We start from the raw sequence: 20,292 nt of genomic DNA on the forward strand, positions 1-20,292 counted from the left end.
CCCATTCGATTGCGCCGGCAACAGCGCGTGAAACATCAGCGGCAAACCAGGCTTGGATCGCCGGTTGAGCTGGGCGGGGGGGGGGGGGGGCCCCCCCCCCCCCCGTCCGGTCGAGCATTCCGAAGGAGCTCCGAGAGCGGCGGGCCTTATTCCTCGATGCCCTTGGTGCCGCGCCGCTTGAGGTAGGCGTCCCAATAGAAATCGTCGGCATTTTCCGCGGTGACGATGGAAAAGCCGTTGTCGACGAAGGGCACGCTCATGCCGTTGAAGCCCGACCGCCGGGCGTCGTTCATCGGATCGATCAGTTCAGGATGCTTGGCCAGCCACAGCAGCATGAACCCCATATAGCCCTGCATGCCCTGGTTCGGGTTGACAGAGCCAAAGATTTCGCCGGCCTTGATCATGTCGAGGATCTTGGCGTTGACGTCGGCCAGCATGACCCGGATCTTGCCGCCGCCTTCCTTGGCGGCCTGAGCTGCGCCGATTGCCGAGTTGGCTTCCGGCATGAACACCGCGCCCAGATCGGGATGCGCCTGAGCAAGGCTGAGCACGGCCTGATAGGCCTTCGTCGCATCCTGGTTCGACGCAGCGCGGCCGACGAGCTTCATATCCGGCCATTTGGCTTCCATGCGGGCGATGAACGCGGCAATGCGCTTGTCGTGATTGTCCTGTCCGGGGTTTTCGAGGATCGCGTATTCGCCCTTGCCATCCATCGCCTTGGCGACTGCATCGGCAGCATAGGTGCCTTCGGCGACGTTGTCGGAGGTGATGTAGGATACTCGTTTGGAGTTGGGCGAGTCTGCGGCGAATGTGACGACTGCCGTTCCCTGCTCAATGGCCCGATTGATTGGCTCGATGAAGGGATCGGAGTTCATCGGATGGACCAGGATGCCAGCCGGCTTCTGAGCCAGCGCCTGGTCGAACGTCGCTATCTGCTTGTTCACATCGTATTCGGGGGTCCCGGTATATTCGGTCTCGCAGCCGAACTGTTTTCCAGCCTGCTTGAACATCTCGTAGACCGGGAACCAATATTCGACGCCGGAAACCATGACGTTCATGACGTATTTTTCACCCGGCTCGCACTTGAACGGGTTAGCGGCCTGGGCAGCGGCGTGGCTTGCCCCCAACACTGTGGTGGCGGCTGCCGAAATGGCGAGCATGCTCAAAAATTTGCGCAAGAGTCCTCCCTCGGCCGAAGCCTGGTCAATTGGGCGGTCGGACACTTGCGTGCCGCCGCTTGTGGTTGATGAGGCCGAACCTCCTCCCGAGGCCCAGCGGTTGATCATTCGCAGCAGTTGGCCCGAGTGTCAATAAAATTCACATACAGAAATATATTTCACAACCCATCGCCACCGGCAGCTTCGCGCCCATTGCCGATCTTCGCGGCGCTTCTCCAAAGCCGCCCTTCGCTACGGCGCAAAGGATATATGCGACCAGTTCCTTGCGGCAGTGCCTGCTCGAACGGGCGTAGAGCATCCATTGCGGGCATTGCCCAGATGACCGCCTTCGGAGGTTGATCCGCGCAGCTGACTAGGATAACATGACAATCGTAGTTTAGTTTTAGCCGCGGCCGCAGCAAGGCTGGCCCTTCACGCGCGGCGCCATCAAAACCTTTGAAACTCAGCACAGAGCGCCTGCCCGGCGTCTGTGCGACATGGCGTCCGCAACGAATGATCGACAAGAATCAGATTGCAGCAGAACAGGCAATTTTTCGAGCCTTCGCAAACAGCTATTTGCGTGAGCTGAATTCCGGGATTCCGGTGTTCCACCGCATCGGAGAACGGAACTTCGATTGCGTGGAGATTTCCCTGCCGTCGCGGCATGCCGTGCTGCGCATCGAAATGAAATCCCGATCGCTTTGCGGAATGCACCTGTTTGGACAGATCTGGATTCGTCAGGATGCAGGTCCGAACTGGCACGAGATAGAACCGATCCTGGCCGTGCATCTGCTTGTGCTGGGAGCCAGAGAAGCCGGATCGGCCACGCACCGACAAGCCTATGTGGAGCTCCTCGAACGGATTCTTCAGAGCTGTCAGGCGACGAAGCGTTACCTCGACGCCGCCGATCGGGCGCCGCCATCGGTCGGCTTCATAGCCGCGGAGCAATCCCTGTATTTCGGACATCCGCTGCATCCGACGCCCAAGAGCCTGCAAGGCATGTCGAACTGGCAGCAGGAGGTCTATGCCCCCGAATTGCGCGGCGGTTTCCAGCTGGCCTATTTCGCCGCCGCTGCCCACCTTGTCCGCGAGGATTCCGCCGGCACCGCGGTGACCGCGATCGTCAGTTCACTGCTGGGGAATGACGCCGGCAACGTAGCCGCAGGTAACGGCGAGATGCTCTTGCCCATGCACCCGCTTCAGGCGCAAGCATTGATGCTCGACCCGGCAGTGCGCGCGCTCATGGACTCCGGGCAGATCCGGTATCTCGGTCCGGCAGGGCCGGTGTTCACGGCGACTTCTTCGGTGCGCACGGTTTACAGCGATGACGCCGCCTGGATGCCGAAATTCTCGCTGCCCGTCCGCATCACCAACTCCAGGCGCGTCAACAGGCGGCACGAGCTGGAAGCAGGCGTTGCGGTGGCGCGCCTGTTCGAACGCGCCGGGATCGACATGTTCGAGCCGCGCCTCGGCTTTCTCCATGACAGCGCATATGTGACGCTGGAGTTTTCCGGACAGGCCGAGAGCGGTTTCGAAGTCATCTTCCGCGAAAACCCGTTCCGGGGCCGCGCCGACGATCCCGTGATCACCGTTTCGGCACTGACGGCCGAACCACGTCCCGGACACAGCTCATTGTTCGAAACCATCGTCCGGCGCGTCGCGCAGGATCAGGATATCTCGGTGCGGAAGGCGTGCCGTCGCTGGTTCGAATGCTATCTCGACTGTGCGCTCGATCCGCTGGTCAAACTCTATGACCGGTTCGGCGTCGCGCTGGAAGCGCATCAGCAAAACAGCTTGCTTGACCTGTCGCAGCAGGGGCTGCCCAGCCGATATTTTTATCGCGACAGCCAGGGATTCTACCTCTCGAACAATTTCAGGGCCCGGTGGTATGGCCTGGTCCCCGAAGTTGTCCAGATCCGCAGTCTTTTCTTCGACGACCGCGAGATTCGCGAGCGGCTCTCCTACTATCTAATCGTCAACCAGATCTTCTCGGTCGTCGCGCGCGCCGGGCATGACGGCCTGGCAAGCGAGGCCGAACTGCTCGCCATACTGCGCGCGCGGCTCAAGAAGCTGGCGCAAGAGCTCACTGGCGCCGGCGGGGAATTCGCGACCAGCCTGCTGGACAAGCCGCACATCACCGCGAAGGCCAACCTGGCAATCCGACTCGGGGATGTCGATGAGCTGGCCGAGGGCGGCAGCGCCGTCTACACGCATTTTCCCAATCCACTCAGCCGTGTCGGGCTATTTGTTGCCGCGGAGCAGGCACATGCCATTGCCTCTTGATCTCCACGGCATCCCCGAGCTGCGTGTGATGCGCCAGCTCGCGGAAGCCCTGGTCTATGAGGGCCTGGTCGATTGCGCGGTGTCGCGAGACGGCGGGAAAGCCCGCTTTGAATGGCGCTGCGGCGGCACCTCGATACGCTGCGAGGGATCGATCGGCGCCTTCGGCCGGGTCAGGGTTGTCGCCGAGACGATCGAGCGGGGCTGCGCCGACCAATGGCGCCCGGCGACGCTCGGCGATCTGCTTGCGAGCATAGACACCTGCCCCGAACGGCGCGCGCAACTCACGTCCGAACTGGATCGGACGCTCGATTTCAGCGCCTGGAACCAGCTCAATCTCCGGCCCAGACCGCGCCGCGATCTGCCATTTGCGCAACTCGATAGCGCGATCGATGAGGGTCATCCCTATCATCCGTGTTTCAAGGCGCGCACCGGCTTCGACTACGCCGACCACGCGGCGTACGGCCCGGAAGCAGGCAACGCCTTCCAACTGCCCTGGCTGGCGGTCGCGCCCGAACGTCTGCACTCGGCGTTTCCCACGGACGAGCAGGCTTTCTGGATGCACGAACTCGGCACCGAAACCTACGCGCTGCTGGACGAGCGCCGTGCCCGGCTCGGCGACAATGCAAGGCGGTTCGGCCTGATGCCGCTGCATCCCTGGCAATGGAAAGCGTTACAGAACTCGGAGCTGTCGCGCTGGCTGGCGGAGGGCTCCGCCGGTTTCCTCGGCCATGCCGGCGATCGCTATTGCGCCAGCCAATCCGTGCGGACGCTGTTCAATCGCGATCACCCGCGACGCGCCAATCTCAAACTGCCGATGAATCTCGTCAACTCGTCGGCCAGGCGCATCATCGAGCCGCATTCGGTGTGCAGCGCGCCGTCGATCAGCCGCTGGCTCAAGGACATTGTCGCCAGCGATACGCTGTTCGAGGCGCGCTATCCGCTCACGATCCTCGCCGAATATGCCGGCACGATCGCAGATCGGGAAGGACCGCTGGCAGGACAGATCGCCGCGATCTGGCGGGAGGACATTACGAGCAGCCTCCAGCCCGGCGAAACCGCGGTGCCGCTCAACGCGCTGATGGTTTTGGAGAGCGACGGCCAGCCGTTCGTCGCGGACTGGGTCGAGCAGTACGGACTGGACGCCTGGCTCGACAGGCTTGTGGCTACGGTGGTGATGCCGGTGTTTCACCTGCTCGTCGGCCATGGCATCGCGACGGAAGCGCATGGCCAGAACCTGATCCTGATCCATCGCGATGGCTGGCCCGTCAGACTGGCGATGCGCGACTTCCACGACAGCGTCGAATATGTGCCGGGCTTCCTGCGCGATCCCTCCACTGTTCCCGACTTCCTCGCCTTGAACCCCGCCTATCGTGACGCCGCGCCCAACCAGTACTACTGGATGGAGAGCGCCGATTTGCTCGGCGAGCTCTGCCTGGACGCGCTGTTCGTCTACAACCTCGCCGAGATCTCGCATCTGCTGCGGCATTGTTACGGTCTCGACGAAGACAGCTTCTGGTCAGGCGTCGGCAGGCGGTTGCAGGACCATTGCCGGCAGTTCGGACTGACACACCGGCAGGCCGCGCTTGGCCTGTTCCAGCCACGCATCCGCACGGAATCGCTGCTGCGACGCAAGCTCGCGCCACCGCGCACCGAATGCGCTCACGAAATCCCAAACAGCCTTGCAGTCGCGTAAGGAGACAGAAAAATGATCACCATCAACGACACGGTCTTTGATCGAACCTATTTCCGCGACGCGGCGGATCGCATTGCGGCCGCGGTGCAACTCGACAAGCGCGCAGGCGACCGTTTTGCGGTCTGTTTCTCCGAGGCGCAGGATTGGCTGGCGTTCTTCTTTGCCGCGCGCGCAGCCGGCGCCAGCGTGCTGCCGCTGCATCCCTCGACGCCATATGCCGCGGCGCGCCGGCAGGCGGAGACGGCGAAGTGCAACTGGCTTTTCTACAACCGGCTGGATGGCGAGCCGATCTGCGAGGAGCGCGCCAGCGAAGCTGGACAGCTGCTGCAGATGAGTTCTGGCACGACCGGCGAGCCGAAATGCATCGCGCGCGCCTGGAGCGACATAGACGACGAGATCGAAAGCTACACCTCGGCGTTTGTCGAACCACAGGACATGACGCCGTTGATCGCCGGTCCAACCACCCATTCCTATGGCTTGATCTGCGGCGTAATGGTGGCGCTGAAGCGCGGCCAGTCGCCCGCCATACTGGACACCGGGAACCCCAAATTCCTGCTGCGCAAGCTGCGCGAAACGGAGCGCCCCTATCTGATCTCGTCGCCGGCCATCCTTCACACGCTCGCGAGGCTCTTGCCGGCCGGCGAGCAGATCCACGCAACGATGACATCCGGTACCCTCTTGCCCGACCCCTGGTTCGGGCGGATCAGGGCCAAGTCCAGGCACATGTTCCAGCAGTACGGGTGCTCGGAAGCCGGCTGCATCGCGATCAACCCTGATGTGCAGTCGGCTAATGAAATCGGCTCTGTGCTGCCGCGCTTCGCGTTGCGCGACGCCGGCACGGCCAGTGAGCCGAAGGAAATTGCCGTCGAGCGCAAAGGCGTGGTCGTCGAGACGCGCGACCTGGGCTACCGCCGCGACGACGGCATGCTGGTCTTCCTGTCGCGTCTCGACGACCTGATCAACGTCTCGGGCCTCAACGTCTATCCGAAGGAAGTCGAGGACGTGGTCATGACGTTCGCCGGCATTGGCGACGCGGTCGTGTTCCGCAAGCAGGATGCATTCGCGGGCGAGCGCGTCGCGCTTCTGTTCAGCGCCGAACATGCGGTCGACCGGGCGCAGCTTCGGCAATGGTGCGCCGAGCGGCTTGCAGCACACCAGATGCCGACCGAGATCGTTCAGGTGGAGCGGATCCCGCGTCAAGCGAACGGCAAGATCAGCAGGCGCGACGTGGCTGCGCGCTAACGGCACGGGCGAATTCGCGCCGGCACGGACGGAGGCAGCCTGATGACCTACGATCAGATAGTCGACGCGATCGGGACGGTCCTGCGCGACAGGCTCGACAACCAGCACATGGATGGCTTCGCGCCGCAAGCCAGGCTGAACGAGGATCTGTATCTCGATTCCGTGCTCATTCTCGAACTCATGCTGGCGCTTGAACTCGACCACGGTGTCGCGCTTCCCGAGGAGGTGGTCAGCCGTCAGGATCTGGACACGGTGGACGATCTGGCGCGGCTGTTCGTCAACGCCTCGGTGCCGAATGGAACACTGATTAAGCCGGCTAAGGAACTTGTTATCGCTCGCGCGGAACAAGAAGCGGCTGAGCGGATCGGCGTGCATGGCGAGGACTTCGTCGACATCAAGGTTCATTGCTTCGTCAGCAATGTCTGCCACGCGGTGAAGCAAAGGCAGCTTGATCATCGACCTTTCTTCTTCGGCGTCTGGGATGCGGGTTTCGCCGTCGATAAAAGCTGGCGGCTGGCGTATCACGCGCCTGAAATCAACCACGACTTCTTCCGCGATTGGTTCGAGCGCCTGTACGGCGCCAAGGTCCGCCAATGGTATCGGCCGGACGCAGCCAAGGGAGAGAACCTGGCGACGATGCTGGAGCTCCTGGAGCGCAAGAAGCAGAGCGAGTACCTGATGGTCATGCTCGATCTCTTCCACCTGCCGGAGCGCGAGAACAAGTTCAACCAGAATCCGTTCCCGCACTATCTGATGTTGGAACACACCGAGGATCCGACGGTGTGGATGGTTCTGGACCCCGATTTCCGCTGGGAAGGCAGGATCGAGAAGCAGAAAGTCATCAATGCGATCATGCAGCCGACCGTTGCCGGCGGCTTCATCTTCGACGCTGCCGACATCAGGAAACCGTCCGCCGTCGATCTGCGCGACTATTTCCTTGCCTGTTTCCATGAAGACGACAATCTGCTGACGCGCGCAGCGCGCGAAGTCGTTCGGGCGCATCTGGAAGGCCGCGACGGCGTGAAACTGCCCGAGTTGTCGATGGCGCTCCGCGAGCTGCCGGTCCTCTCGATCCGCAAATACGCGCTGGAGCACGGCTTCGCCTTTTTCTGGCGATCGCTGCAGCTTTCCAACGCCGGGTTCGACACGATCTGCGACGACATCGAATCTCTGATCCAGGAATTCAAGGCGCTTCACTACGCCGTCATGAAACTCAGCCAGACAGGCGACGAAGCCCTGGCGTCGCCGGTGTTCGAGAAACTCGATATGCTGGACGCGATGGAGCGCTCGCTGAAGCGCCGTCTTGCCCAGACCTATCGGGTATGGTGCGACACGCGCGGCCTCCTGCACGCGCCGCGCCACGATGTCGAGGATGCCGTCGCATGAGGCTGTCGCTCTGCACGATCACCTTCCGCCATCACCTGCTGTCGCTGGAGGACATCGCGCGATGGGCGGCGGCGAACGATTTCCAGGGTATCGAGCTCTGGGGCGCACACGCGCGCAACATGCAGCATATGACCGACCGCAACGCCGACTGGATGGCGGCGGTCGGGCTTTCGGTGCCGATGCTCAGCGACTATCTGCCTCTCGATGACGATCTGGCGTCGCTGCGCCACGCCACGTCGAACCTCTGCCGTCTGGCCGGCCGCTGGGGCGCCCGCAAGGTGCGCACGTTCGCCGGCAAGTCGGCAAGCCGGGACACCTCGCCCGAAGCGCGCTGGCGACTGTCGGCGCGGCTCAAGGACGCCTGCATGATGGCGCAGGACCAGGGCTGCGAGATCCTGGTGGAGACACATCCGGGAACGCTTGCCGATACGCTGTCGTCGACGCAGCGCCTGCTCGAGGAGGTCGACCATCCGGCGCTGGGCATCAATTTCGACACCTTGCACGTCTGGGAAGGCGGCGCCGATCCGGTCGCCGCGCATCGCGCCCTGTTGCCGCATATCCGGCACTATCATCTGAAGAATGTCCGCTCGCGTGCCGACCTCGCCGTGTTCGAGCCGGCAAACGTCTATGCCGCGTCCGGAAAGCGGACGGGCATGACCGCGCTTTTCGACGGCGCGGTGGATTATTTGCAATTCCTCGACGAGTTGTTCGAGCGCGAGCAGGTGGATGCCTCGCTGGAATGGTTCGGCGGCGACTGCTTCAACATACTCGCCAACGACGCCCGCAACATGCGTCTGCTGCGGGCGGACCGCGAAGCACCGGTTCGCGCCGGCGTAGCGTAAGCGACCGCGAACAATGAGATGACAGGCGCAAGGCGGTATCGCCCGAAGCTCCATCGCTCAAACCCGGTATTGCTGCAAGGCGGGGGGACATTCAGCTCCTTGAGATTCTACCGCAGTGCTGTATTATACAGCAATGTCAGCAAATGCAGGAGACGGGTGATGCCGAAATCCAGTGGCACGTACTCGACCAGCGACCTGTCACGCAAATCCGGCGATATCATCGCTGAGGCCATGCGCCATCCCGTCACCATAACGCAGCGCAACAAGCCGCGCCTGGTGCTTCTCAACATCGAAGACTATCGACGCCTGCGCGACAGCGCGGACAAGCGCGCTGTCGGCACAATCGATACCATGCCCGATAGCCTGCTGGGGGAATTCGAGGACGCCATCGAAGCCTACGCAGATTCAGATGAGACAGTTCAGCGTTGAGCTTCGAAGACATTCAGACAGCCAGCGTTATCCGCTATCCCTATCTTTGGGCTCGGGAAGCCGTGAGCGGTGAAACAGAGGGCCGCAAAAGTCGTCCGGTTGTCGTTGGTGTCCGCCTCGTCCGCGCCGGTGGCGATCTGATCCTGTTTTTCCCGATCACCGCCAAACAACCCGAACCGGGCCGCTTTGCTGTGGAGGTGCCTGATATCGAGAAGCGACGGGGCGGCCTTGATGCCGCGCTGCGACTGTGGATCATTTTCGACGAGTACAACACCGACATCGTCGGCCAATCGTTCTATCTTGAACCCGATCCGCCGATCGGGCGATTCAGCAAGGCATTCTTCCTGCCCTTGGCTCGCGAGTTCGTGGCCCGCCGGAAATCCCTCAAGGCAGTAAACCGAACACGGTAGCCATGTTCGGCGCTATCGGCCTCACAGCCGTTGAGTACGTCCGCTCCGTTGCCGGCGCGCCGGTCGGCTTTCGAGGCCGCGATCTTGATGGACCAGCCTTCAGAAGCGCGCGGTGGCGCTCAGCCGGAACGAGCGGCCAGGATCGTAGTGCGGCGCCACCCCGACGAAATCCTGCCCGTAGGCCGCGCGATCGGTGTAGGCTTCGTCAAAAATGTTGAGGGCGTCGGCGCGCAGCGTGAAGTTCGGCTTCGAAGGCGGCGTCCACTCGACATAGGCATTCACCACCTCATAGCCCGGCAGTTCCTTCTTCTCGCTTGTCGGATCGGTTGGATGCCGCACCAGCGTCCTGTCGGTCTTCAAGGCGATTTCGATATCGCCACCGACTTTGACGCCCCAATCGTCGAATGTGTAGCCGGCGCCGATCATCACGATCTGGCCGAGAGGCGTCGTCAAATAGCGGCCGATCTCCGTATCGGCCGGCACGCCGTCGACGTCGGCATTGATATCGGCGTATTTCAGGCTGACGAAGCCGGCGTCCCAATCATAGCGGCCGCCGATTTCCCAGCCCTTGGAAACGAGATCGAGCGTTCGAATCGAGGTCAGCTCCGGGACCGGCGCGCCACGTCCGAACACCGGCAGGCGCGCGTCATCGATGTCGGTGCGAAACACGTTCGCCTCGAAGGTGAAGCCGTTGTAGCGTGCCTCCAGCCCGGCCGTATAGTTGTTCGACGTCACCGGCTCGGGGCCGTCGCCATACGTCCACAGCGGGTTCTGCAGATAGTTTTCCGCCAGCGGAACGCCGCCCCAGACATGCGAGGTCCCGGCCTTTACGGTCAGGAACTCCGGCATAAGGTCATACTCGCCGGAAATGTTGCCGCTGATACCGGCGTTGTTCCAGTCTGAGTCGTCGACGCCGGTGAACCATTGGTGATCGGCGCGCCCGCCGAACGAAATCCTGGCGCGGTCGAATGGCTCCAGCCGCGCCTGGGCATAGGCGCCGATATTGGTGGCGCGCTCGTCTGTAAAGAACGGCTCCGTCGGGTTGAGATAATCCAGGTCCGCCCTATCGTTGTAGAAGTCGAAGCCGGCAGTGACGCTGCCGATGTCGAGCGCGAATCGGTTCTCCACTTTGCCGTTGAAGCTGCTGGTTGCGCCTTCCGTCGGCGAAACAACGTCGCCGAAATATTCTGGCGCCGCGATCTGTGTCTTGCTATAGGCGAGCACGATCTTGGGGTCCCACCAGCCTTCCGGCGATGTATCCGTATAGGTAAAGACCGTGTTCTGGCGGCGCAGATCGTAGTTCCGCAATTCGGGCTCCCGGCCCGGCCGATTGATATAGACATTGGCGCGATAGGGGCGCCGTTCGTCGTCGCGGACCTGCTCGTGGCTGAGCTCGAAACGATGGCCCTCGACGCTCTCGTAGGCGATCTTGGCCAGCCCGCTGATCAGATCGGTGCCGGTCCCCGGCATCTCCTGGCCGTTGCCGGCGGTGAAGTTGCCGCCACGGCCGTAGTTGATGTAGGCGAGATACTCGAAGCCGTCCTGCTGGCCGAAGCCGCTCACCCCGGAGGTGAACGTCTCGCTGTTGGTGTCCCATATGCCGGTGACGAAACCGCCAAAATTGCGGCCGGGTTCGAGCAGATCGGCGGCATCCTTGGTCTCGAATCCAAGCGAGCCCGCAAGCGCGCCAGGACCGGCGTCGGCCGGCGCGACGCCAGCCTGCACCGACGCGGCCTTTAGAAGTGCCGGGTCGAGCAGATAGGTGCCATTGTGGTGGAACACCTTGTTGTTCTGTCGCGACCCGTCGACGGTCACGGCCAGATTGTTCTCATCGACGCCGTTGACGTAGATCTTCTGCGTGCTGGGGATCGCGCCGCCAACGGCGATCTGCGGTTCACCGGAGAACACCTCCCGCAAATCCTGCGGTTTCTTGCGGTCGATCTCCTGCTGGTCGATGGTGATCAGGTTGGCGCCGGCCGTCGCGTCAGCGCCCGCGCCCACGTCGACGACGAGAATGGTGTCGAGTTGCGTGCCTCCGGCGGGAGCCTGGGCTTCTTCATTTTCTTCGGTGGTCCCGGCTTCCGTTTCCGGAGCGGGAGCAGACTGCGCCAGCGCTTCGGGACAGAAGAAAATGGACATCGCGGTGCTGACGGTCAGCGCTCGCAACAGTTCTGGCGACATCGGCTAAATCCCCTCGAATGCGGTAGCCCCGGGCTGGCGCGAACCGCGCCTGTTGGGACTGCCTTAGCCCATCGGTTGCGCTGCGGCAATAAACTTGATAATAAAAATCCAGTTATACAAGCCGTTGTAACTGCTGCGCTCTTCGAGCGCTGCAGCCGCGGAGCTTACTCAGGGGTGGTGCAGGACGGTCAGCCGACCGGCGATGTTTTCGACCTGCATCGAGAAGCCAAAAATGCTCTCCAGTATATCCGGCCGGATGATGTCGCCGGTTTCGCCCGATGCGATAACGGCGCCGTCCTTCATCGCGACGATGCGGTCGGCGTACGAGGCTGCATGATTGATGTCGTGGAGCACGATGAGCACCGTCTTGCCGTGCTCGTCGGCGATGCGTCTCAGCGTCCGCATCAGGTTTCTTGCATGAAACATGTCGAGGTTATTCAGCGGCTCGTCGAGAAGGATGTAATCCGTCCCCTGGCAGAAGGTCATGGCGACGAGGGCGCGCTGCCGTTGCCCGCCTGACAAGGTGTCGATGAAGCGCAGCGCCAGGTCGCTGAGATCGAACTGTTCGAGCGATGCCGCGATGATTTCGCGGTCTTTCGCGGTCAGCCGCCCGCGGTTGTGCGGGAAACGACCGAACCCTACCAGTTCGGCGACACGCAGGCGGCTTGCGACGCCGGGATCCTGTCGCAGGATGGCCATGATCGTGGCCAACTGCCGGCTCGGCGTCGTATCGACCGGCAGCCCGTCGACGGTGATGCGGCCGCCTTGCAGGGGTCGCAGGCGGGCGATCAACGACAACAGGCTGGACTTGCCGGCGCCATTCGGTCCGACAAGCGCCGTGACGCCGCCCTTCGGCAAGGTCAGGCTGACATTATCCAGAATGCGGCTGCCGCCAAGAGCCAGGGAGACGCCTGCAATCTCGATCATCGCCGGCCCCCGGCAAACAGAATGACGAGGAACACGATGCCGCCGACGAATTCCACGACGATGCCGAGGCTGCCTTCCCCGCCCAGAGCATGCTGGAGGATTGTCTGGCCGCCGACGAGCACGATTATCGCCGTGAGCGCGGCTGCCGGCAGAAGGATGGCGTGCCGGTTGGTGCCGACGATGCGCTCAGCGAGCGAAACCACCAGCAGCCCCAGAAACGCCATCGGTCCAACCAGCGCCGTCGACGCCGACACCAACGCGGCGACAACAACCAGCAGCCCGGCAGCCGTGCCGCGCCACGCCACGCCGAGCCCAATGGCTGTGTCGGTGCCCAGCGCGAGCACATCGAGAACATGTCGCGCCCGCCAGGCGATGGCGACACCCGCCACGGTGATCGCGCCGGCCAACAGCAGGAGATCGGGTTCCACCGCATTGAAGCTGGCGAAGACCGTACCCTGCAGTACGGCGAAATCGTTCGGATCCAGCAGCCGCGCCAGCAACGTCGTCAGCGATCGGAACAGCACGCCCAGCACGACGCCGGTCAGCAGCATCAGCGTCAGGTCGAAACGCTGGCGAAGCATCGGCAGGAACAGCGCCAGTGCGAGGCTGGTCATTGCCGTGAAATTGCCGAGGAAGTGCAGGCGCGGATCGATGCCGGCAACGCCGAAACCACTCAGCGCAAATACCAGCGCCGTCTGGCAGAAGACGTAAAGCGCATCCAGGCCCATGATCGATGGCGTGATGATGCGGTTGGCGCAAACGGTCTGGAACACGACCGTCGAAACCGCCACCGCCACGCCGACCAGAACCATCGCAGCCAGCCGCGCTGCGCGCAGTTCGACCACGAAGGCGAGATCGCCGCGCAGGCCGATCGTCATGAAGGCTACGCCGACCAGCACTGCGATCGCCGCCATTATCACGAGGCGGCCCTCGTGCCGCACCAGGCCGCGTTGCATCAAAACTTCAGTCATTGCTGCTTCGGCCAAGCAGCAGGACCAGGAAAAGCACCGCCCCGACGACGCCGAGGATCGTGCCGACCGGAACCTCGTAAGGGAAACGGATGAGCCTGCCCATGATATCGCAGGCAAGCACCAGCGCCGCGCCACCGCCGGCGACCCACGGCAAGGTGTGGCGCAGGTTTTCGCCGGCGAAGCGCGATACGATGTTGGGCGCGACAAGGCCGACGAACGGGATCGTACCGACGACGACCACGGTCAGCGCGGTGATGGCCGAGACGATGACAAGGCCGAGCCGAAGCATAGCGGCATAATTCAGGCCGAGCCCTACGCTGACGTCCCTGCCCAGCGAAAGCATCGTCAGGCGGTCGGCCGTCCACCAGGCCAATACGACCAGTGCGCCCGCAACCCACAACAGTTCATAGCGCCCGCGCAGAATGCCGGAAAACTCGCCCGTCATCCACACTTCGAGATACTGCAGGAGGTCCAGGTGCCAAGCGGCAAAGATCGCGGCGGCGCCAATGACGCCGCCATAGACCAATCCGAACAGCGGAACGAGAAAAGGTTGTGTCGGCGGCAACCTATGCGCGAGCATGAGGAAAACGGATGTCCCGGCGAGAGCGGTCACCGCCGCGCCGGCTGCCTTCCATCCAAGCGATGCATCGGGCCAAACCAGCGTCACCACCAGTATGCCGAGTGCCGCCGATTGCGCGGTTCCAGCCGTCGAAGGCTCGACGAAACGGTTGCGGGCAAGCGTCTGCATCACAAGCCCTGCGATGGCCAGGGCGCTGCCGGCCAGAAGTGCCGCCAACGTCCTCGGCAAGCGGCTGATCATGATCAGCCGCAAGGCTTCCGGGTCGGAGGCCAGACTGCCTATGGCGAGTTCGCTGACGCCGACGAACAGACTGGCCACAAACAGCGCCAGCAGGGTTGCGGCGCCGATTGCCTGATAGGCGAAGCCTTGAGAGCCAAGCGATCCGGCGGTCATTGGGTCCGCGAGAAAGCGTCTCGAATTGTCTCAAGCACGCGCTTCGTCGACTGGACGCCGCCTGCAGCGATGTAGAAATCGGCAGCCGGGATGTAGACCACCTGCCCTTTCTTCCAGGCCGTGGTTTCGGCCACCAGTTCATTGTCGAGCGTCGCTTTGGCGTTCTGCTCCCCCGAGCCGATCGCCGCGGCGCGATCGAGCACGATGAGCCAGTCCGGATTGGCGTCGCGGAGGAACTCGAAGGAGATCGCTTCGCCGTGGGTGGCGGCCTCGACATCCTCAACCGCCGGCGTGAGTTGGAGCGCCGAATGCAGCCAACCGAAGCGGGACTCCTTGCCGTAGGCGGTCACCTTCGGGCCGCTGGTCATCAGGATCAGCGCCGTGCCCTTGCCCTTGACGGCGGCACGCGTCGACGAAAGCGCGTCATCGAGTTCCGAAGCAAGCGCCGCCGCCTCGGCCGGCTTGCCGACGAGAGCGCCGTAGGCCGTCAGGCGCTGCTTCGCCTGCGCGAACAGATCATCGCCATTCATCGTCATATCGATGCTCTGCGCAATCCGGCCGGTCGCCGCCAGTTGCGGCGAGGAGCGCCCGCCGACAATGATGAGGTCCGGCGCCAGCGCGCTCAGCGCCTCCAGATCGGGCTCGAAGATGGTACCGACGATTTCCGCGCCGTCCTTCAACTCGGCGAGTTCGGGCACGTAAAGCTTATCGGGCAAGCCGGCGATCCTCACGCCCAGGCTGTTCAATGTATCGACCGCCGCAATGTCGAACACCGCGAGCGTTTGCGGCGTCTTTCCGACCGTTACCGGGCCCTTCGCGGTTTCGATCTCGGTTGCGAACGCCTGAACGAGGAAAAGCACCAATGCCGGCAAGGCCAGGACCGACTTGAGCCATCTCATGAGCATGCTCCGTGTCGCAAACGACGCTTCAATCGCGCCAGGCCAGCGGCTGGAGATTTTCGCGGAAGGCGAACCGGACGAGATGCGACTCGATGACCTGCTTGGTCTCGGTCAACGCCTTGGTGTCGGCCGCTTCCACCACTATGTCCAGCCGTTCGAGACCGGCATTCATGGTAGCCGTGCCGCAGGAGAACCGGCACTGCCCATGCCCATCGCCATAGGCGACCTCGACCTTGTGCGCGAAATGCTTGCAAAGCTGCTGGAGATATTTGCCCGCATTCGGCGTTTCGCAGCGCGTGATCGCAGTCAGCATGGAGACCTCATAATATGATGTTTACACTCCACTTATCGTAAGCTATCCGTTCGGACAAGTCGGCGGCGCTGAGCAGTCGCCGCAAGAAATGCCTGTAGCGACAGCCCTCGCATAGCCATGCTCCTGGCAGGCCAGACCTTCGAACAGAAAAAGCGTCCCCATGCTGCGCAGATTTTTCGCCTACTACCGCCCCTGGAGAGGTCTGTTCATCCTGGATTTCTGCTGCGCGGTTATGTCTGGCCTGCTGGAACTCGGGTTTCCGATGGCCGTCAAGCTGTTTGTCGACGAGCTGTTGCCGACTCAGCAGTGGCTGCTGATCCTTGCTGCGTCGGCCGGCCTGCTTGCCATATACGTGGTGAACACCGGACTGATGGCGGTCGTGGTCTACTGGGGCCATATGCTCGGTATCAACATCGAGACCGAGATGCGCCGGAAGAGCTTCGATCACCTGCAGAAGCTCTCGTTCCGCTTCTATGACAATCACAAGACCGGCCACCTCATCGCCCGGGTCACCAAGGACCTGGAGGAAATCGGCGAGGTTGCCCATCATGGCCCGGAAGACCTGTTCATCGCGATCATGACGTTCATCGGCGCCTTCGCGCTGATGTTCCTGGTCAATCCGCAGCTTGCGCTGATTACGGCGGCAATTGTGCCGCTGGTCGCCTGGGTGACAAGCCGCTATGGCGCGCGCATGACGCGCAACTGGCAGGCGCTTTACGGGCGGGTCGGCGATTTCAACGTTCGCATCGAGGAGAATGTCGGCGGTATGCGGGTGGTGCAGGCTTTCGCCAATGAAGACCACGAGCGCAACCTGTTCGCGCGCGACAACGCCAGCTACCGCAAAACCAAGCTCGATGCCTATCGCATCATGGCCGCAAGCACGTCGCTGAGCTACATGAGCATGCGGTTGATCCAACTGGTGGTGATGATCGCCGGAAGCTATCTCGTGCTGCGTGGCGAACTTTCCAGTGGCGGCTTCGTTGGCTTCCTGCTCCTGGTCAATGTGTTCTTCCGGCCGATCGACAAGATCAATTCGGTGATTGAAACCTATCCGAAAGGCATCGCCGGATTTCGCCGCTATGCAGCCCTCCTCGACACTGAGCCGGACATCGCAGATCTGCCCGGTGCATTTGACGCACCGATGCTCCGGGGTGACATCAGCTACCGGGACGTCAGCTTCGGCTATAGCGGCGAACGGCCGGTTTTGAAGAGCATCAATCTCGACATCGCAGCAGGACAGACCATCGCCTTCGTCGGGCCATCCGGCGCCGGCAAGACGACCCTGTGCTCGCTGCTGCCGCGTTTTTACGAGGTCGACAGCGGCGCCATCACCATCGACGGTCTGGATATCCGCGATATGACGCTGGCCTCGTTGCGCGGGCAGATCGGTATCGTGCAGCAGGACGTGTTCCTGTTCGGCGGCACGATCCGCGAGAACATCGCCTATGGCCGGCTGGACGCGGTCGAGAGCGAGATCGTCGAGGCCGCGCGCCGCGCGCGCCTCGACGAACTCATCGCCTCGCTGCCGGAAGGGCTCGATACGATCATCGGCGAGCGCGGCGTAAAGCTTTCGGGCGGTCAGAAGCAGCGCCTGGCAATCGCGCGCATGTTCCTGAAGAACCCGACCATCCTCATCCTGGACGAGGCGACTTCGGCACTCGACACGCAGACCGAGCGGGAGATCCAGCAGTCGCTGGCAGACCTTGCGCAGGGCCGAACGACGCTGGTGATCGCGCACCGGCTGGCGACGATCCGCAATGCCGATCGCATCGTGGTGGTCGCCGATACAGGCATCGTCGAACAAGGCCCGCATGATGAATTGGTGGCGCGCGGCGGCGCTTACTCACGACTGGGCGCGGCTTCAGATTAAATCCGCCGGGCGTGAGGTGAATCCAGGCGGCGGGCGAACCCGCCGCCTGGAAGTCTAACTTCGACCGTGTGGCCGAACGCTGTTATCGGCTCCCCCAAATCCCCTGTCCGTAACCCGGTGCGGGCTTATCGAAGGTCGAATTTCCAGCCGAGGTCGGTACGCTGTCGCCCGTGTCGACACTCGCTGTGCCGCTCGGGTCGAGCGCGTAGCCGTTGTCGGACGCCATCGAATGGTCACCGGTCTTCGGATAGAAGGAGCCATGGCTGTAGTCGGAGCCATAGTGGTCGCTGCCGGCAAAAGCCATGCCGGAGGCAAACAGCAAGGTGGCAGTGGCAAGAACGATCTTGAGCATTTCAATTCTCCATTTTTGAGGGTTAGCGTTTGGCCTCGACGCGCCGTGCCCCGCACCGCATCGATGAGGCCGTCTTTTCATGCCCTTTGGGCAAACCGACCAACCGCTATCCTTAGGGATGTGCGGCGGCAGGTTGTTCAGCGCACGGTCTCTTGTTGCGTTCGTGCGCTGTTCGGTGGGCTGCCCAATGGCAGCCGAGATCATCACCAATCGGCAGTGTCAGCGCGGCCGTACGAATGGCGGCTGTTCCCGATCAGCCGTCGCGTAGCGGGGTTGACGTCTGCCCCTTGTCGATCATGGCGTTGCAAGAGCCGGCGAGCCCCTTCATGGGCCGGGTGGTTCTCGCCAACAAGGCTCGCGCGGAGCCGGTCGGGGAAATCGTATGAAGCAACTGGCCTGTGCATTTTGAACCTCAGGTTTCGGAGCAAAAATGTCGACCCTCGCTAAGACTAGATTTTCTGTCTTAGGCTCTATATATTTTCGTTTCGTTCGTTTATTCTTCCACGTCTTCGGATCTTACTGTCATACACCGCTTTCGTTTCAGGCGTTTTTCTGCATCGCGGTGGGAGTGTTTCGTTTGTTTCAGAGGCACGCGCGACGGGGCGGGACGCATTTTGTGGATGGTCGTCCTCGATGGCGCGACACCGGCTTGCGCATGCCACAGGCCTGTCCGCCTCGCTCGACCCAAGGACGGACAGGCTCAGCCTCGGCTTACGGCCGGATGTTGTGGTTGACGCGGAAGAGGTTCGCCGGATCGTATTTGCGCTTGACCGTGACGAGCCGCTCATAGTTGGCGCCGTAGGCGGCGCGTACACGCGCCTCGCCTTCATCATCCATCATGAAGTTGATATAGGCGCCACCGTGCGGGTTGTGCTTGTGCACCGCAGCCCAATACTCGCTCGCCCAGCGCCTCAGCTCCAGCGCCTTCGTCGGGTCGGGGTCGATGCCGGCGATAACCATGGACCAACGCGCTCGCCGCGCTCCCCAGGCGGTAGCGTCCGGAGCCACTTCCTGGGCCGCTCCGTCGATGGGGTAGAGATGCATCAGCGACAGTTCGCTCGGCGTCTTCGAGCCGTGCTCGGCATGGGCTGCGATGGCCGCATCGGACAGCTCGTCGACATAATCGCCCTTCCAGTACCATTGCAAGCCCTTCGGCAGCAGCGGATCAAACAGCGCCTGCAGATCGACGAAGGGCATCTGCATCATACCGTCCATCAGTGGCCCGGGAAGCGCGTCGCGCACGGGCTGCATCGCCCGGATGCCGTCCTCCTCCGCGCCGTTGTAGCAGCTGATCAGCGCGCAGACGCGCCTTCCCCAGATCTCGCGCGGGAAAGGGTCGCAGGAGGGCACCGTCTTGATGCCGAAGAACATCCCGAGCTCTCGCGGCGCTCCGGGCAGGAAGTCGCGGTACCAGCGCATGATCTCTGCGGCATGTGCGATGTCGAAGAAGATCGGCCCGGCATAGACATCCTTCGCCGGATGCGCCTGAAATGTGAAGCGCGTCACGACGCCGAAGTTGCCGCCGCCGCCGCGCAGCGCCCAGAACAGCTCCGGGTGTTCGTTCTCACTTGCCGTCACGACGCTGCCGTCGGCCAGCACGACCTCGGCCGCAAGCAGATTGTCGATGGTGAGGCCGTGTTTGCGCGTTAGATGGCCAGTGCCGCCGCCCAGCGTCAGTCCGGCGATGCCTGTGGACGAGACGAGGCCAGCCGGCACCGCCATCCCATGAGCGCTGGTGGCGCGGTCGACATCGCCTTGGGTGCAGCCGGCCTCGACGCGGACCGTGCTGGTCCCGAGATCAATATCGACCCGATTCATCGGCGACATGTCGATGACAATTCCGCCGTCGCAACTGCCGAAGCCCGGACCGCTGTGGCCGCCGCCGCGAATGGCAAGAAGCAACTGCTTCTCCCGGGCATGATTGACTGCCGCGACGACATCGGCGACCTCGGCGCAGGGGATGATCCAGCGCGGCCGCTTGTCGATCATGGCGTTGTAGAGCCCGCGAGCCTCTTCATAGGCCGGATGGTTTTGGTCAATAAGGCTCGCGAGGAGCCGGTCGGGGAGATCGTGGGAAGTAACTGGCTTATCCATATTGAACCCTCAGGTTTCAGAGCAAGACGCGTCGACACTCGCCAAGACTAGATTGTTCATCCTGGGCGCTGGACATTTGCGCTTCGCCGGTTGAATCTGCCGCATCTGCGGCTCTTCTTGTCCTACACCGCCTTCGTTTCAGGCGTTTTTCTGTGGTGTGGTGGGAGTGTTTCGTTTGTTTCAGCGCGCGCCCCACGGGGATGACAGGCGACACGTCAGCGCCGGCGATGTCTCCCACGCGCCGAAACAGTTGAAACAAATCACGCGTCG

18 protein-coding genes and 1 pseudogene are annotated in these 20,292 nt (G+C 62.6%); 8 read left to right on the forward strand and 11 right to left on the reverse strand.

Annotated features, from left to right (window positions below; genetic code table 11):
* Positions 1 to 146 precede the first annotated feature (146 nt).
* Positions 147 to 1,178, reverse strand: coding sequence for a substrate-binding domain-containing protein (locus AC0L18_RS08610; protein ID WP_473491617.1), 1,032 nt, complete (start codon positions 1,176 to 1,178; stop codon positions 147 to 149).
* A 426-nt stretch (positions 1,179 to 1,604) separates the two neighbouring features.
* Complete coding sequence (locus AC0L18_RS08615) at positions 1,605 to 2,123, reverse strand: hypothetical protein (RefSeq protein ID WP_473491859.1); 519 nt, start codon at positions 2,121 to 2,123, stop codon at positions 1,605 to 1,607.
* 24 nt (positions 2,124 to 2,147) lie between these two features.
* Between AC0L18_RS08615 and AC0L18_RS08620 the strand changes: the two genes are divergently transcribed.
* The 7 genes from AC0L18_RS08620 to AC0L18_RS08650 all read left to right on the forward strand — a co-directional run bounded on the left by AC0L18_RS08620 (position 2,148) and on the right by AC0L18_RS08650 (position 9,442).
* Complete coding sequence (locus AC0L18_RS08620; RefSeq protein WP_473491834.1) at positions 2,148 to 3,440, forward strand: IucA/IucC family protein; 1,293 nt, start codon at positions 2,148 to 2,150, stop codon at positions 3,438 to 3,440.
* Entirely contained in the window at positions 3,424 to 5,133 is a 1,710-nt protein-coding gene (locus AC0L18_RS08625) for an IucA/IucC family protein (protein ID WP_473491619.1), read from the forward strand. Before AC0L18_RS08620 ends, AC0L18_RS08625 begins: the two co-directional genes overlap by 17 nt.
* A gap of 12 nt (positions 5,134 to 5,145) precedes the next feature.
* Positions 5,146 to 6,375, forward strand: a complete 1,230-nt coding sequence (locus AC0L18_RS08630; RefSeq protein WP_473491620.1) for an AMP-binding protein — start codon at positions 5,146 to 5,148, stop codon at positions 6,373 to 6,375.
* A gap of 42 nt (positions 6,376 to 6,417) precedes the next feature.
* On the forward strand, positions 6,418 to 7,761 hold the full coding sequence (locus AC0L18_RS08635; protein ID WP_473491621.1) for a DUF6005 family protein: 1,344 nt from the start codon (positions 6,418 to 6,420) through the stop codon (positions 7,759 to 7,761).
* Positions 7,758 to 8,603, forward strand: a complete 846-nt coding sequence (locus tag AC0L18_RS08640; protein ID WP_473491623.1) for a sugar phosphate isomerase/epimerase family protein — start codon at positions 7,758 to 7,760, stop codon at positions 8,601 to 8,603. The genes AC0L18_RS08635 and AC0L18_RS08640 overlap by 4 nt, the downstream gene beginning before the upstream one ends.
* Positions 8,604 to 8,762: 159 nt before the next feature.
* On the forward strand, positions 8,763 to 9,032 hold the full coding sequence (locus AC0L18_RS08645; RefSeq protein WP_473491624.1) for a type II toxin-antitoxin system prevent-host-death family antitoxin: 270 nt from the start codon (positions 8,763 to 8,765) through the stop codon (positions 9,030 to 9,032).
* Positions 9,029 to 9,442 carry a hypothetical protein gene (locus tag AC0L18_RS08650; RefSeq protein WP_473491626.1) on the forward strand — a complete coding sequence of 138 codons (414 nt, stop codon included), beginning with the start codon at positions 9,029 to 9,031 and terminating at the stop codon, positions 9,440 to 9,442. Before AC0L18_RS08645 ends, AC0L18_RS08650 begins: the two co-directional genes overlap by 4 nt.
* Positions 9,443 to 9,541: 99 nt before the next feature.
* On the opposite strand, the gene AC0L18_RS08655 is transcribed toward AC0L18_RS08650, so the two are convergent.
* From AC0L18_RS08655 to AC0L18_RS08680, 6 genes are all read right to left on the reverse strand, one after another.
* Positions 9,542 to 11,623, reverse strand: coding sequence for a TonB-dependent receptor domain-containing protein (locus AC0L18_RS08655; protein ID WP_473491627.1), 2,082 nt, complete (start codon positions 11,621 to 11,623; stop codon positions 9,542 to 9,544).
* Positions 11,624 to 11,791: 168 nt separating this feature from the next.
* Positions 11,792 to 12,550: an iron ABC transporter ATP-binding protein gene (locus tag AC0L18_RS08660; RefSeq protein WP_473491628.1), complete on the reverse strand. Its 759-nt coding sequence runs from the start codon at positions 12,548 to 12,550 to the stop codon at positions 11,792 to 11,794.
* Positions 12,547 to 13,521, reverse strand: coding sequence for an iron chelate uptake ABC transporter family permease subunit (locus tag AC0L18_RS08665; protein WP_473491630.1), 975 nt, complete (start codon positions 13,519 to 13,521; stop codon positions 12,547 to 12,549). The genes AC0L18_RS08660 and AC0L18_RS08665 overlap by 4 nt, the downstream gene beginning before the upstream one ends.
* Positions 13,514 to 14,494 carry an ABC transporter permease gene (locus AC0L18_RS08670; RefSeq protein WP_473491631.1) on the reverse strand — a complete coding sequence of 327 codons (981 nt, stop codon included), beginning with the start codon at positions 14,492 to 14,494 and terminating at the stop codon, positions 13,514 to 13,516. Before AC0L18_RS08670 ends, AC0L18_RS08665 begins: the two co-directional genes overlap by 8 nt.
* The gene (locus tag AC0L18_RS08675) at positions 14,491 to 15,393 is read right to left on the reverse strand and encodes a siderophore ABC transporter substrate-binding protein (protein WP_473491632.1); all 903 of its coding nucleotides are present in this window, start codon (positions 15,391 to 15,393) and stop codon (positions 14,491 to 14,493) included. Before AC0L18_RS08675 ends, AC0L18_RS08670 begins: the two co-directional genes overlap by 4 nt.
* 28 nt (positions 15,394 to 15,421) lie before the next feature.
* Positions 15,422 to 15,706 carry a DUF2218 domain-containing protein gene (locus tag AC0L18_RS08680; RefSeq protein WP_091589882.1) on the reverse strand — a complete coding sequence of 95 codons (285 nt, stop codon included), beginning with the start codon at positions 15,704 to 15,706 and terminating at the stop codon, positions 15,422 to 15,424.
* A 160-nt stretch (positions 15,707 to 15,866) separates the two neighbouring features.
* Between AC0L18_RS08680 and AC0L18_RS08685 the strand changes: the two genes are divergently transcribed.
* A complete protein-coding gene (locus AC0L18_RS08685) occupies positions 15,867 to 17,576 on the forward strand; it encodes an ABC transporter ATP-binding protein (protein WP_473491634.1) in 1,710 nt (569 codons plus the stop codon).
* Between the two features lie 82 nt (positions 17,577 to 17,658).
* On the opposite strand, the gene AC0L18_RS08690 is transcribed toward AC0L18_RS08685, so the two are convergent.
* From AC0L18_RS08690 to AC0L18_RS08700, 3 genes and pseudogenes are all read right to left on the reverse strand, one after another.
* The gene (locus tag AC0L18_RS08690; protein WP_473491635.1) at positions 17,659 to 17,928 is read right to left on the reverse strand and encodes a hypothetical protein; all 270 of its coding nucleotides are present in this window, start codon (positions 17,926 to 17,928) and stop codon (positions 17,659 to 17,661) included.
* A 711-nt stretch (positions 17,929 to 18,639) separates the two neighbouring features.
* Positions 18,640 to 19,299: an FAD-binding oxidoreductase gene (locus AC0L18_RS08695; protein WP_473491835.1), complete on the reverse strand. Its 660-nt coding sequence runs from the start codon at positions 19,297 to 19,299 to the stop codon at positions 18,640 to 18,642.
* Between the two features lie 210 nt (positions 19,300 to 19,509).
* Positions 19,510 to 20,022, reverse strand: a pseudogene (locus tag AC0L18_RS08700) (FAD-binding oxidoreductase); the annotation flags it as partial.
* Positions 20,023 to 20,292: the final 270 nt, after the last annotated feature.

It is taken from the genome of Mesorhizobium sp. WSM4819 (genome assembly GCF_055811215.1).